The organism is Streptomyces flavusporus (genome assembly GCF_046267975.1).
In the GTDB taxonomy this organism is placed as follows: domain Bacteria; phylum Actinomycetota; class Actinomycetes; order Streptomycetales; family Streptomycetaceae; genus Streptomyces; species Streptomyces flavusporus.
Genome location: NZ_CP176503.1, coordinates 5502773 through 5516001 on the forward strand (window position 1 = coordinate 5502773; position 13229 = coordinate 5516001).

The window sequence follows — 13229 nt, forward strand, 5'->3', positions numbered from 1 at the left end:
CGGGGATCATTCCTTGAGCGGCGTCACTCGAAGGAGGGGTGTTGCTCGCAGAAAGCCCATTCTCGAAAAGCTATTCGATAGTCTTCGGGTGCGGGAGAGGCCCATGGGGGGATGGGCGGCGCGAGCCGCGAGGAGTGCGGTAGTACAAGCAGTACCGATATGACAGGCAGGCACGGGCGGTACCTACGACGGCAGGCAGGCCGAGCGAAGCTTGGGGGGTGCCAGCATCAATGGCGCGACGCATCGACGTGACCGGGGCGGGCGGCGTACGACTCGCGGCCTGGGAGTTCGGCGACCCGCCCAAAGCGGACCCGGACCGGGCCAGGGCGGACCTCGATCCGGCCGGGACCGATCCCGATCCGGCACCGTCCGACGGCGACCCCTCACCAGGAGTGCTCTTACTCCACGGACTGATGGCCCGCGCCTCGCACTGGGCCTCCACCGCCCGCTGGCTCTCCGAACGCCACCGCGCCGTCGCACTCGACCAGCGCGGCCACGGCCAGAGCGACAAGTCCCCGCAGGTCTCCTTCACCCGTGAGGCGTACGTGGACGACGCCGAGGCCGCGCTCGAACAGCTCGGTCTCACCCCGGCCGTCCTCATCGGCCACGCCATGGGCGCCCTGACCGCCTGGCAGCTGGCCGCCAAACGCCCCGACCTGGTGCGCGGGCTGATCATCTGCGACATGCGGGCCTCCGCGCTGGGCGCGGCCTCGCAGCGTGAGTGGGCCGCCTGGTTCAAGGCCTGGCCCGTGCCCTTCGCCACCCTCGCCGACGTCCGCAAGTGGTTCGGCGAGGACGACCCCTGGGTGGAGCGGCCGAACCCGGCCCGCGGCGAGTTCTACGTCGAGGTGATGCACGAGTCGCCCGACGGCTGGCGGCCCGTCTTCGAACCCGACCAGATGCTGAAGTCCCGCGAGACCTGGGTCTACGACGCGCACTGGGAGGAGCTTGCCCAGGTCCAGTGCCCCGCCCTGGTCGTCCGCGGCCTCGACGGCGAGCTCGGCCGGGCCGAGGCGCAGGAAATGGTCCGCGTCCTGCCCCGCGGCGAGTACGCGGAGGTGGCCGACGCCGGCCACCTCGTGCACTACGACCAGCCGGACGCATGGCGCGCAGCGATCGAGCCGTTCCTGGACGACGTGCTCGGCACCTGACTCGCACAGTGCTCGCCAGGGGGTGCCCGGCGCCGGGCACCCCCGGTCCGTCACCCCTTGCTGACCGCCGTCAGGATCTCCGGCAGCCGTTCTGCCGTGCGCGGCGCCGCCAGGCGTAGCCCCAGATACGCGATCGCCGCCCCGTACACGGTGCCCACCGGCAGCAGCAGCCAGCTCCACGCGTCCCCGCCCGCGCTGGTGTTGATCCAGATCGTCACGGCGATGACAGGGGCGCACAGCAGGGCCGCGGCCACCATCCCGCCGAAGATCGCGATCCAGGCGAGCCCGGCCTGCCCGGGGGCGACGTTCTTGTAGCCCTCCTGCGGGATGGAGTACGGGAAGCGCGCCGACGTCCAGGCGCCGGTCGCCAGCATCGCGCCGAGCAGGGCGAAGGACAGCCCCAGCGCCTCGGGCAGCCTGGCCCAGTCGCCGAGCATCGCCGTCGTCAGGACGGTGACGAGCGCGGCGTACGGCAGCGTGATCACCAGCAGGGCGAGGGCCCGCGCGCGCAGTTCGACATAGGCGTCACGCGTCGAGGAGATGGTCATGGCCACCATCCAGAACGCGGACGTGTCCTGGCCGAACTGGTTGTACATCTGGATGCCGAGCATGCCGGCGGCGAAGCAGGCGAAGTAGATGGAGCCGGTGCCCTGCAACGCATTGAACACCGGCACGATCAGCCCGATGGCCAGCGACGTCACCCAGGCCGCCTTGGTCTTGGGGTCGCGCCACACATAACGCAGGCTGCGCTCCATGGCGGTGCCGGTGCGTCCGGCGGGCAGCAGCCGGGCGAGGCCCGTCGACGGCCGGTCGCGGACGGTGGTGTCGCCGGCGGCCTGGAGGGTGGATCCGTCCGGTGAGGTCATCAGCCGGGTCAGATGCCGCGCCCACATCGCCAGCAGTGCCACCAACGCCAGGACAGACAGCACGAGTTGGGCTGCCGCGATTCCGTACGACCCCTCGCTGACCGCGTCCACCGCCCCGATCGCCGAGGCGGGCGGCACCCAGCGCAGCACGTCGGCTGCCGGGGCGAGCTGTCCGAGCCCGGACGAACCAAGGCGCTGCGCCCCGAAGTTGACGACCTGTGCCCCGACCGCGATGACCAGCCCGCTCAGCACCGCCAGATCGCGGCCCTTGCGGCTGGTCAGCAGCCGGATGTTGGCAGTGGCGACGGCCCGTGCGAGGGCCACGCACACCAGCAGCGCCAGCCCGACGGCGACCACACCGACGACGTACGCCGCCGCCCCCCGCGCCACGGCGATCACCGAACCGGCGAACAGGCACACCGTGAACAGCGGCCCGATCCCCACCAGCGAGGCCGCGAGCAGCGCCCGCACCAGCGGCCGGGGCCGCAGCGGCAGCATCACCAGCCGGGTGGGGTCGAGGGTCTCGTCGCCGCCCGGGAAGAACAGCGGCATCACCGCCCAGCCCAGCGCCAGCACCGCCACCAGCAGGACGACCACGGCGTCGGCGTGCGCGTTGCCGCGCAGCATGACCAGGCCGAGCAGTTGCAGCGCGGCGAAGAGCAGCGTGACGACCGCCGAAGCGATGTAGGCGGCGCGCCGGCCGGCGGACTGCCGGAGCCCGTTGCGCAGCAGGGACAGTTTCAGCTGGACCAGAGTGCCGGTGACGGTGCTCATCGCGCGCCGCCGCCGAGCCAGTCGAGGTCGGAGCCGGCATCGCGGACGCCCGCGCCGACGAGTTCGAGGAAGGCCTGCTGGAGGGTGGCGGCATCGCCGCGGACCTCGGCGAGCGGCCCGTGGGCACGGATCCGCCCGGCGGCCATGACAGCCACCCAGTCGCACAGCGACTCCACGAGCTCCATCACGTGTGAGGAGAAGACGACGGTGGCGCCGGAGGCCGTGTACCGCTCCAGCACGCCCCGGATGGTCTGCGCGGACACCGGGTCGACGCCCTCGAACGGCTCGTCGAGGAAGAGCACTTCGGGATTGTGCAGCAGCGCGGACGCCAGCCCGATCTTCTTGCGCATACCGGTCGAGTAGTCGACGACCAGCTTGTGCTGGGCGCCCGCCAGGTCGAGGACGTCCAGCAGTTGGGTGGCCCGCTTGTCGACCTCGGCGCCGGGCAGTCCGCGCAGCCGGCCCGTGTACGCCAGGATTTCCCGCCCCGACAGCCGCTCGAACAGCCGCAGCCCCTCGGGCAGCACCCCGATCCGGGCCTTCACCTCCACCGGGTCCCGCCACACGTCGTGCCCCACGACCTCGACGCTCCCCTGATCGGGCCGCAGCAGCCCGGTCACCATCGACAGCGTGGTGGTCTTCCCGGCCCCGTTGGGCCCGACAAGCCCGATGAACCGCCCCGCAGGCAGCTCCAGATCGATCCCCCCGACAGCAACCTGCTCCCCGAACCGCTTCCAAAGCCCCCGCACACGCACGGCGGCCGCCCCCGTCTTTGCTCCCTTGGTCATGCTGAAACCCTACGGGTGGAACAACGCCCTAAGGGGCGCGGGGAACTGCGCGACCAGCCAAAGACAACCCGCAGACGCCAGAGAAGACCAACCAGGCAGCTCCGTAGGCGAACCGCTACCGATCCCTCCCGCACGCATAGGCCAACGGCGAGACCAACTCCTCCGCATCCGGCAACCACCGATTCGCAGCCGTAGGCCGGCAGGCCCACTGCACGGCCCCCCGCGACCCGAACCGGGTAGGCGGCGCAGCCACCCACGCCCCCTCGCCCAACGCCACGAGATCGAGCGAGGAAACCGACCACCCCAGCTTGCGCACCAGGTCCGGCACCTTCACCGACGCACCCGGCAGCACAAAGAACTGCATCCGCCGATCCGGCGTCAACGTCACCGGCCCGAGCGTCCGCTCCATCCGCTCCATCCGGGCCAGCGCGAGAAACCCGGCCGTCTCCGGCACGCAGATCGCGTCGAACGTACGGCCCGTCGGCAGCAGGATCGACGCATGCGGCTGCTTCTGCCACATCCGGCGTGCGACGGTCGCGCTGCCCGTCGCCAGCGTCTCCCAGTCCGGGCGCGTCGGATGCGCTCCGGGCGCACCGCACGCGGCGTCACCGCAGGAGCAGCGCTGCACCCCGTCGACGGCTTCCAGCCAGGTACCCGGGAACACGTCCCAGTGGCGCTCCTCGGCGTAGCGAACGGCGGTGTCCAGCAGCGATTCCCCGCGCTGCTTCGGAATCTGGGCGGCTTCGGTGGCCGGGATCGTCTCTTCCACGCTCCACTCAACTCCCGCACCAACCTGGGGTTACGGCCAGTCCGCGCGCGGGAGAGGAGCATTGATTCGCCGTTCGGGGCGCATGGATGCACGTGTGGGGGCGCGCGGGAGGATCCGCGGTGGGAGCTGGGTAGCCAGGTGTGGGGATGGCACCCGCCATCGCCCCGGCAATCCTCAGTAAACCTCGCATGACTCGCATTTTGCGCAGGTCCGCGGGGCATTGATCTTCACGGACGGAATGTGCCGCCTCTGACGAAAGCGGAAGTTCCGGTCAGGGAAGACCGACCAACTCGGTGCGTGGGCAGGCACCGCAGCCACAGGGGGTACGCCAATGGCCGCAAGGCCTCTCGTTGCACGGCAGCCGAACGAACGGCTGCAGGCGCTCATCCAGGAAGCGGGCTGCTCGAACGCCGGGCTGGCCCGCCGGGTCAACATGTGCGGCGCCGAGCACGGTCTCGACCTGCGCTACGACAAGACGTCCGTGGCCCGTTGGCTGCGCGGACAGCAGCCGCGCGGACGGGCCCCGGCGATCATCGCCGAGGCGCTCGGCCGCAAACTCGGCCGTACGGTCACGATCGACGAGATCGGCATGGCCAACGGCAAGAACCTCGCCTCGGGCGTCGGCCTCCAGTTCTCGCCGACGGTACTGGGAGCCATCGAGCAGGTGTGTGAGCTGTGGCGCAGTGACGTGGGCCGCCGGGACTTCCTGTCCGGCTCCTCCGTCGCCGCCTCCGCGCTGGTCGAGCCGAGCCGTGACTGGCTGATCTCCGCGCCCGACGCGCAGGTGGCGCGTGCGGCGGGACCGCGCGTGGGCCAGTCCGACGTCGCCGCGGTGCGTGCGATGACGCAGGCACTGGTCGACCTGGACCACCAGTACGGCAGCGGGCATGTACGCCCGGTCGTCGTGCACTACCTCAACAGCGTGGTCTCCGGGCTGCTCGCCGGCTCCTACCGGGAGGCCGTCGGGCGTGAACTCTTCGCATCCGTCGCGCGGTTGACGGAGCTCGCCGGGTACATGGCCGTCGACACCGGGCAACCCGGGCTCGCCCAGCGCTACTACATCCAGGCGCTGCGGCTGGCGCAGGCCGCCGGCGACCGCGGATACGGCGGGTATGTGCTCGCCGCGTCCATGAGCCACCTCGCCGCGCAGCTCGGGAACCCGCGCGAGATCGCGCAGTTGGCGCGGGCGGCGCAGGAGGGGGCGCGCGGGCGCGTGACCCCGCGCGCGGAGGCGATGTTCCACGCGGCGGAGGCACGCGGGCACGCGCTGATGGGCGATGCGCGGGCCGCCGAGTCGGCGGCCGGGCGCGCGGTGAGCGCCATGGAGCAGGCGGATGCCGCCTCCGGGGACGACCCGGCGTGGATCGCGCACTTCGACGAGGCCTACCTCGCCGACGAGCTGGCGCACTGCCACCGAGACCTGGGCCGGGCCGAGGCGGCGGCGCGCTACGCGCAGGAGTCCCTCGACGGGCACCCCGAGTCCCGGGCCCGCAGGCGCGCCATCGGCTATGTGCTGCTCGCCGCAGCGCAGGTGCAGCAGCGTGAGATCGAGCAGGCCTGCCATACGGGACTGAAGGCCGTGGACCTCCTGGAGACCCTGCGCTCCAACCGGGGCGCCGAGTACCTGGAGGACTTCCAGCAGCGGCTGGAGCCGTTCCAGGAGGAGGCCGTGGTGCGGGAGTTCGGGGCGCGGCTGGAGCTGCAGGCGGCAGCGTGACAGGTGCCCTGCGCGTGCGTGAACGTGCGGGAAACGAGGGGGTGGCGAGCGGGAGGTGGCATGAACAGCGTGCCGCGGGCCGGTTTTGTTACCGCGGTCACAGGGCAGGAGGTCAGGTCCTGTGCTGCGTGGCACCGGGCTCCGGGGACCCGGTAGCGTGAGCCGACGATTCCGAAGGTCCCCCATTCGTAGGAGTCCCGGTGACGCAGAGTGGACAGGGCGAGGAGCCCTCGGCGCGGCCCGCGCACGAAGGCATCGTGCTGCCCTCCGACGGTGGCGAGCCGCTGCTGCCGGGCATGACGGGCGGACCCGCCGACCGGCCTGCCGGCCCGCAGCAGGCTGCCCCCGGCGGTCGGATCCCGGCCTCGGCCCCGCCCGGCGGCCAGGCCTGGGGTCAGCCGTGGGGCCCCGACCAGCACCAGGCCCCGCCGCCGGGCCAGGGCTGGCAGACGCCGCCCACGGAGCCGTGGGCCACACCGGAGTCGGCCCCTTGGGTCACACCGGACACCTCGTCGGCCGTACCGTCCCAGCCGGGCCCGCTCCCACCCGAGGGGGCACCAGGCCAGGCGTACGGCACCGACGCGCAGGGCGCATACGGCACGTACCCGACCCCCGGCGCCGGAGGGGAGGCGTACTCCACGCCGACGAGCGGCACAGGCGCCTCGCTGCCACCCACAAGTCAGGGCACCCCCATGCCGCCCACCAACCTCGGCGGCCCCGCCCACCCGCAGGGCCAGAACGCCCCTCTGCCCCCTGCAGGCCCCCGCGTCCCCCTGCCGCCCGGCACGCACGACGGCCCCCAGCCGTCTACCGGACAGGGCGCGCACCAGCCGTCTGCCGGATACGGCGATCCTCAGCCGCCCGCCGGGCACGGCGCTCACCGGCGGCCCGCGCACGGTGCCGCCCTGCCGCCCGCCTCCGGCCCCGACGAAGGTGCCACCCAGTACATACCGCCCGTCGCGTCCGCGCCCGGGAACGAAGGGGCCACGCAGTATCTGCCGCCCGTTGCCGCGGGCGGGGACGAGGGGGCGACGCAGTACCTGCCGCCGGTCGGGCCGGGGGCGTTGCCGCCGGAGATGCCGGCCGGGGGGGCTGGCGAGGGGGTGTCCGAGACGACTCAGTACCTGGGGCGGGCCCGGAGTGCGCCCGGTCCGCTGCCGTCGGCGTCCGGTCCCGACGCCGAGGCCACGCAGTACATCGCGCCCGTGCCCGGTCAGACGCCCGGTGCCCCGTATGGGGACCGGCAGCCGCCCGCCGAGTTCGACAACCTCTTCCGCGGCGGGCCGGGCGGCGACAGTCCGGCCGCGGCGACGCAGCAGCTGCCCCGCTTCCAGGAGCCGCAGCCGACGGGCCACGCCGCGCAGCCGCCGTACGACGGTCCCGGCCCGGCCGGTGGCCGGCGTGCGGCCCGGGACGGCGGCGGCCGCGGTGGCCGTCCCGGCTCGCGCGTGCCGCTCATCGCGGCCTGCGGCATCGGCATCGCCGTGGTGGGCATCGGCGCCGGCGCGCTGCTGGCCACCGGGGGCGGCGAGGAGGACAAGGACCCCAAGACCGTCTCCGCCACGGCGCCCGCGACCGGCGAGACATCCGCCTCGCCGTCCGTCGATCCCGCTGAACAGCAGGCCATCGCTCTGGACAAGCTGCTCGCCGACAGCGGCGACAGCCGGACCATGGTGATCAACGCGGTCAACGACGTGAAGTCCTGCAGCAACCTGGCCCAGGCGGCCAAGGACCTGCGGGACGCGGCCGGGCAGCGCAATGGCCTGGTCACCCAGCTGTCCGAGCTGTCCGTCGACAAGCTGCCCAACCACGCGGCGCTGACCGCCGCCCTGAACAAGGCGTGGAAGGCGTCCGCCGCCGCCGACAACCACTACGCCGCGTGGGCCGACCAGGTCGCCGGCCAGCGGGGCAAGCTCTGCAAGAAGGGCCAGGCCCGCAGCACCGGTCAGACCGCCGCCGGCAACCGGGAGAGTGGCACCGCCAGCACGCAGAAGGCGGAAGCGGCCAAGCTGTGGAACGCGATCGCGAAGACGTACGGCCTGACCGAGCGCCTCCCGATCCAGCTGTGAGACCGGCGCGGGGCGCCACCGCGGGCTCAGTTGTTCGCGTCGGCGCCTTGCAGGGTCTTCGTCACGTCGATGGCGTCCTTGCGGGCCGCGACCAGCTGGCCGTCCCGCACGACCTGAAGGGTCACGTCGGTGTTGACCAGCCGTGGGAAGCCCACCGAGGCCAGCACGTCCTGGAACTGCCACTGCAGCGTCGGCGTGAGCCCGCCCGTGGTGACCTTGAAACCGTCGTCCAGGGTGCGCCGTACGGAGTCGGCGGTCACGTCGCTGTCGCCGAGCGACTTCACCACGGCCTCGAGGGCGGTGTACGCGATCCAGGTGGTCTGCACTCCGGCGTCCGCGGGGTCGATGCGGGTGTCGGTGAAGGCCTGCTCGCGGATCACCTTCTTCATCCCGTCCCAGCGCTTGTCGGTCTCCACCGGGTACCAGCCGGTGATGTACGCCCCCTCGTACGGGCTCGACGCGCCGCCGGTCGCGTCGATGACCGTCTGGTCGACACTGCCGAGGACGGTGTCGGTCCGCACCTCGGGGTAGTTCTCACGGGCGCGCCGGAAGGAGTCCATGAAGGTGCTGGTGCGGTCGCCGAGCGCGGGCACCACGCAGCCCGTCTCCGTCAGGTCCGTCGTGGCCTGGTCCAGCGCCCGCTCAGAAGGCGTGGAGTACTCGGTGGCGTCCTCCGCGGCGCGCAGGTCGCTCGCCGTGCTGTGGCCGCCCACCCGCAGGCCCGAGTTGATCAGGGTGGGCAGTTCGTCGCCCGCGATGGTGTCGGGCCGGACCAGCGCGACCGGACCGCAGGTCCTGGCGAGCTCCCTGCCGAGGCCGGCCAGCAGCGCGGGCTGGCCGCCGTTGACGGGGTAGGACAGGGGACTGGTGAACTCGCCGTTCGTGATGCCGTATCCGCCTATGTACGGTATGCCCGCACCTTCCAGGATCGGGAAGAAGGAGTCGGCGTACTGGCTGTAGGAGCCGACGACCGCGACGGCCTTCTCCTTGACCGCACGGCGGGCGCACTTGGCGGCGTCCACGCTGTCGTTGTGGTCGTTGCAGAGCAGGACCCGGAGCTTGCGGCCGTTGATGCCGCCGTGGGAGTTGACGTGGCGGGCGTAGGCGAGCGCGAGGGCCGGCATGCCGGGCTTGTTGGTGGCGTTGGTCTTCTGCGGCGCCCACGTCATGACGGTGATGGGATCGTCCCCGGCACCCCCCGTGCCGGGGACGATCCCGCAACCGACGGCGAGCGACGCGCACACCACCAGGGCGCCCGCTGTGCGGATGGCTCGGGCGGGCCGCCTGATGAGGGCGGGGAGGAAGGTGCTGCGGATGCGTCGCCTGCCGGTCATGCACCCGCACGATTCCGACACATTGCTAACCCAGGAGTGACCCTTGGTCAACGCCTGGTGACGTAAAGGTGAATTGCGGGGCGCGGTGAACGGCGGGTGGCGAGGAACGTACGATCGATGACCGTGCAAGGTGTACAAGGTTCGGCGAACTCTTCCCGCCGCGGGCGTCGCTCATCCACCATGGGCGACATGCCTCTGAACGACATGCCGTGGTGGCGCTGGCGCAGCAATGTGCGCTCCGCGCTGCACATGCTTTCCGATCCGGCGTTCCAGCGGGACGTCTGGCTGGCGGACGTCGAGGGGTACGGGGACGTCACCGACGCCGTGTACCGGCTCGTCGAGGACACCTGGCTCGACCACTGGTCCGCCGAGAAGTACGTCGGCACGATCTTCCGCGACTCGCAGGAGGCGGCGCTCGTCGACACCGCCGTACTGCGGGTGCTGCGGATCATGCACCAGGTCGGGCCGGACGCGCCGGTGTCCTCCTACGTCGACCACCCGGCGTGGCCGGAGGCGGTGCGGGCCGCGCGGGACGCCCATGTGCGGATGGCGGTGAGCGACGGCGAGGACCCGGACGCGCCGCCCCGCACGCTCGAGGTGCTGCGGATACTCACGCGGTCGGCGTAGCTCGTCCGACCGCCGGACGACTTGCCCGGTGCCGAGCTCGGTGTGGGACCCTGTCCTGCATGAACGAGCAGTCCAACCGACCCGCGGCCCCGGCCGACCAGTACGTCCTCACCCTGTCCTGCCCCGACAAGCAGGGCATCGTGCACGCCGTGTCGAGCTACCTGTTCATGACCGGCTGCAACATCGAGGACAGTCAGCAGTTCGGTGACCACGACACGGGACTGTTCTTCATGCGCGTCCACTTCTCGGCGGATGCTCCGGTGACGGTGGACAAGCTGCGGGCCAGCTTCGCGGCGATCGGTGACTCCTTCCGGATGGACTGGCAGATCCACCGGGCCGAGGAGAAGATGCGGGTCCTGCTGGTGGTCAGCAAGTTCGGGCACTGCCTGAACGACCTGCTGTTCCGGGCACGGATCGGGGCGCTGCCGGTGGAGATCGCGGCGGTGGTGTCCAATCACACCGATTTCGCCGAGCTCGTGGCTTCCTATGACATTCCCTTCCACCACATTCCGGTGTCGAAGGACAACAAGGCCGAGGCCGAGGCGCGGCTGCTGGAGATCGTGAACTCGGAGAGTGTGGAGCTGGTCGTGCTGGCCCGCTACATGCAGGTCCTCTCGGACGACCTGTGCAAGCAGCTGAGCGGGCGGATCATCAACATCCACCATTCCTTCCTGCCGAGCTTCAAGGGCGCGAAGCCGTACCACCAGGCGCATGCTCGGGGCGTGAAGTTGATCGGTGCGACCGCGCACTACGTCACCGCGGACCTTGACGAGGGGCCGATCATCGAGCAGGAGGTCGAGCGGGTCGGCCATGGCGTCACGCCGGAGCAGCTGGTCGGTATCGGGCGGGATGTGGAGTGCCAGGCGCTGGCGCGGGCGGTCAAGTGGCACGCGGAGCGCCGGATTTTGCTGAACGGGCGTCGGACGGTCGTGTTCGCGTAGCCGAGTCAGCTGCGGGCAGTCGTGCCGCCTAGGGCGGCACGGGTGGGCGCGGGTGGCACCCCGTAAGCGCCGGGCTGCGCACCCCCACCCAGCGCCAACGCCGGACACGGATCAACGGGCGTCGGCCTACATCCGGCTCAACGCCGCCGCCGCAAGCAACACATCCTTGATCGCCTCCCGGTCACCGACCTGCCCCGCTGCCGCCTCCTCCGGAGGAACATGGCCCGCGGCCAGTCGGCAGAACTCGACGCCGTCCAGTGCGACATGGGCCACCTCGTGCTCCGCGGAGCCCACCGCCGCCGGCGAGTCGAGCGGAATCAGCCACTCCCCGCCCCCGGAGCCCTCGATCTCCAGGCGCAGGGTCCGGCCGGGCTCACCGGCCGGTACGAGCCGCCGCGGCGTGCGGGCGGGCGCGGCGAGACCGGATCGGCGCCGCTCGGCCAGCACACCCGGCAGCAGTCGCGCCGCGAGGTCGATCATGCGGTGGAGATGGCGCGGGGACGGCGGCTCGTACGGGTAGTCCACCGCGTCCGCGATGTCCTCCGCATGCACCCAGCACTCGAACGCCCGGTCGATCATCGCGTCGTGCAGCGGCAGCTCGAAGTCGCCGTACGACACCGCCAGCTTCCCCGCGCCGCCGCCGGTGAAGGACACCGTCCGCACGATGCCGTGGCTCTGCTCCCGCCAGGACCCCCGCACCGAGCGGGTCGGCGGGAAGTGCGAGGCACGCCAGTACGCCTCCGTGCGGCCGGCAGGCGTCGGAGCATCGGCGTCGGTGTCGCCGAGAGGGTCGTCGAGCCCGAGGGCGAGCGCGACGATGCCGTCGACCGCCAGCAGGTGTGCGATGACTCCCGCGACGGTGGTGCGGCGGCTCAGGGCCTGCGCACCGTCGAACCAGCGCAGCCGTACCGGCGCGTGCCACTCGGAGTCCCCGAAGTCCTGCAGCAGGGCGTCGAGCCGCGCACTCTCGGCGTCGTACGGCCTCGCCCACTCGGGAACCGGGATGCGCGGTGGCCGCCGGTCGAGGCAGGCGGCCAGGACGCGGGCGCGCAGGCCGGGGTCGAGGTCGAGGCTGTCCGGGCGCTGCAGCAGGCCGACCGCCTCGCGCAGCCGTCGTGCCTCGTCCGCGCAGCTTCCGCAGGTGCCGAGGTGTTCCTCGACGGCCGCCGTCTCCTCGGCCGAGCAGGCGGCCAGCGCCCACGCTCCGAGGAGGGACTTCAGGACGTGGTGTTCCAGTACGAGGGGCGCGGGCTCCGGCATGGCCGCCCGCAGGTCGTCGAGGGCGGGCAGCGGCCGTCCGCCGTCCTCGACCGAGGCGCGCGGCATGGGTATGCGGGGCGGCTGCCGGCCGGGTCCAGGGGCGTGGTCGTCGCCGTCGCCGGGGCCGGCCGGCCCCTGGGAGGAGCCGCCGTCCCGGATGCCGTGGGGCGGGTCCAGGTCCGGGTCGTCCTTCTTTCCGTTGCCGGAATCGCCGTGCTCGTCGTATTCCTCGTGTCCGCCGTACCTCTCGTGTTCGCCGTACTCCTCGTAGTTCCCGTCGTCCTCCTGCTCCCCGAACCTCTCATGCTCGTCGTACGCCCCGAAGCGGTCCGCCTCCGTCACACCGCACCCCCGTATCCCGGCGGCGCCCCGGGTGTGCCGGCGTCGTGGGCGGTGGAGAGCAGTTGCAGGCCGAGGCGGAGCCTGTGGCGGGCCTCGTCCTCGGTGACGCCGAGGTCGGTCGCGGTCTGGCGGTAGTCGCGGCGCTGGAAGTAGGCACATTCCAGGGCGGCGCGCAGCGGGGCCGGCATGGACTGGACGATGTAGTCGGCACGGGCGGCGACGTAGGCGTGGCGGACCTTGCGCTCCAGGTCCTCGAAGGAGTCGTGGCCGCTCTCGGCGAGCGCGGCGGCCTCGGTGGCGCGCAGCCGCTGCACGGCGAGCCGGTGGGTCAGCGCGGCGACCCAGGAGCGCAGGGGGCACTGCTTGGGGTCGTAGGCCTCCGGGTGCTCCCAGAGGTGGGCGAAGACCTCACGGGTGATGCCGTCGGCGGCGTGCTCGTCGCCGAGCACACGGTGGGCCTGGCCGTGCACGAGGGAGGCGAACCGGTCGTAGAGCTCACCGAGGGCGGCGGCCTCACCGCGGGCGAGGCGCTGCTGCATCTTGCGGTCCCAGCGGGGCGGTGCGTCCTTCTTCGCCATGCGGCCCCCTCCC

General features: G+C 72.2%; 11 protein-coding genes. 5 read left to right on the forward strand and 6 right to left on the reverse strand.

All coding sequences use genetic code 11. From position 1 onward, the window contains the following. The first annotated feature begins 230 nt into the window (after nucleotides 1-230). The gene (locus tag ACKTSN_RS26150) at nucleotides 231-1151 is read left to right on the forward strand and encodes an alpha/beta fold hydrolase (protein ID WP_409471338.1); all 921 of its coding nucleotides are present in this window, start codon (nucleotides 231-233) and stop codon (nucleotides 1149-1151) included. Nucleotides 1152-1201: 50 nt separating this feature from the next. Here ACKTSN_RS26150 and ACKTSN_RS26155 read toward each other — a convergent pair whose 3' ends face one another. From ACKTSN_RS26155 to ACKTSN_RS26165, 3 genes are all read right to left on the reverse strand, one after another. Then, the gene (locus ACKTSN_RS26155) at nucleotides 1202-2791 is read right to left on the reverse strand and encodes a transporter (RefSeq protein WP_409471339.1); all 1590 of its coding nucleotides are present in this window, start codon (nucleotides 2789-2791) and stop codon (nucleotides 1202-1204) included. Beyond that, entirely contained in the window at nucleotides 2788-3579 is a 792-nt protein-coding gene (locus ACKTSN_RS26160) for an ABC transporter ATP-binding protein (protein WP_409471340.1), read from the reverse strand. The genes ACKTSN_RS26155 and ACKTSN_RS26160 overlap by 4 nt, the downstream gene beginning before the upstream one ends. A 115-nt stretch (nucleotides 3580-3694) precedes the next feature. Further along, nucleotides 3695-4348, reverse strand: a complete 654-nt coding sequence (locus ACKTSN_RS26165; protein ID WP_409471341.1) for a bifunctional DNA primase/polymerase — start codon at nucleotides 4346-4348, stop codon at nucleotides 3695-3697. Between the two features lie 331 nt (nucleotides 4349-4679). Between ACKTSN_RS26165 and ACKTSN_RS26170 the strand changes: the two genes are divergently transcribed. Further along, on the forward strand, nucleotides 4680-6065 hold the full coding sequence (locus ACKTSN_RS26170) for a transcriptional regulator (protein WP_409471342.1): 1386 nt from the start codon (nucleotides 4680-4682) through the stop codon (nucleotides 6063-6065). Between the two features lie 200 nt (nucleotides 6066-6265). Next, the gene (locus tag ACKTSN_RS26175) at nucleotides 6266-8134 is read left to right on the forward strand and encodes a hypothetical protein (RefSeq protein ID WP_409471343.1); all 1869 of its coding nucleotides are present in this window, start codon (nucleotides 6266-6268) and stop codon (nucleotides 8132-8134) included. Nucleotides 8135-8160: 26 nt separating this feature from the next. Here ACKTSN_RS26175 and ACKTSN_RS26180 read toward each other — a convergent pair whose 3' ends face one another. Further along, nucleotides 8161-9468: an ABC transporter substrate-binding protein gene (locus ACKTSN_RS26180; RefSeq protein WP_409471344.1), complete on the reverse strand. Its 1308-nt coding sequence runs from the start codon at nucleotides 9466-9468 to the stop codon at nucleotides 8161-8163. Nucleotides 9469-9648: 180 nt separating this feature from the next. On the opposite strand from ACKTSN_RS26180, the gene ACKTSN_RS26185 reads away from it, so the two are divergent. Then, the gene (locus ACKTSN_RS26185) at nucleotides 9649-10095 is read left to right on the forward strand and encodes an SCO4402 family protein (protein ID WP_409471345.1); all 447 of its coding nucleotides are present in this window, start codon (nucleotides 9649-9651) and stop codon (nucleotides 10093-10095) included. 59 nt (nucleotides 10096-10154) lie between these two features. Next, entirely contained in the window at nucleotides 10155-11036 is an 882-nt protein-coding gene (gene purU / locus ACKTSN_RS26190) for a formyltetrahydrofolate deformylase (RefSeq protein ID WP_409471346.1), read from the forward strand. Nucleotides 11037-11162: 126 nt separating this feature from the next. Here the strand turns inward: purU and ACKTSN_RS26195 are convergent, their stop codons facing one another. Both ACKTSN_RS26195 and ACKTSN_RS26200 read right to left on the reverse strand, forming a co-directional pair. Beyond that, nucleotides 11163-12638, reverse strand: coding sequence for a zf-HC2 domain-containing protein (locus ACKTSN_RS26195; RefSeq protein ID WP_409471347.1), 1476 nt, complete (start codon nucleotides 12636-12638; stop codon nucleotides 11163-11165). After that, on the reverse strand, nucleotides 12635-13216 hold the full coding sequence (locus ACKTSN_RS26200) for an RNA polymerase sigma factor (protein WP_409471348.1): 582 nt from the start codon (nucleotides 13214-13216) through the stop codon (nucleotides 12635-12637). The genes ACKTSN_RS26195 and ACKTSN_RS26200 overlap by 4 nt, the downstream gene beginning before the upstream one ends. Between the last annotated feature and the right edge of the window lie 13 nt (nucleotides 13217-13229).

Bases quoted from the DNA above. Each gene is read 5' to 3' on its own strand.
- ACKTSN_RS26150 (WP_409471338.1), top strand. From the start codon at position 231: ATGGCGCGACGCATCGACGTGACCGGGGCGGGCGGCGTACGACTCGCG.
- ACKTSN_RS26155 (WP_409471339.1), bottom strand. From the start codon at position 2,791: ATGAGCACCGTCACCGGCACTCTGGTCCAGCTGAAACTGTCCCTGCTG.
- ACKTSN_RS26160 (WP_409471340.1), bottom strand. From the start codon at position 3,579: ATGACCAAGGGAGCAAAGACGGGGGCGGCCGCCGTGCGTGTGCGGGGG.
- ACKTSN_RS26170 (WP_409471342.1), top strand. From the start codon at position 4,680: ATGGCCGCAAGGCCTCTCGTTGCACGGCAGCCGAACGAACGGCTGCAG.
- ACKTSN_RS26180 (WP_409471344.1), bottom strand. From the start codon at position 9,468: ATGACCGGCAGGCGACGCATCCGCAGCACCTTCCTCCCCGCCCTCATC.
- ACKTSN_RS26185 (WP_409471345.1), top strand. From the start codon at position 9,649: ATGGGCGACATGCCTCTGAACGACATGCCGTGGTGGCGCTGGCGCAGC.
- purU (WP_409471346.1), top strand. From the start codon at position 10,155: ATGAACGAGCAGTCCAACCGACCCGCGGCCCCGGCCGACCAGTACGTC.
- ACKTSN_RS26200 (WP_409471348.1), bottom strand. From the start codon at position 13,216: ATGGCGAAGAAGGACGCACCGCCCCGCTGGGACCGCAAGATGCAGCAG.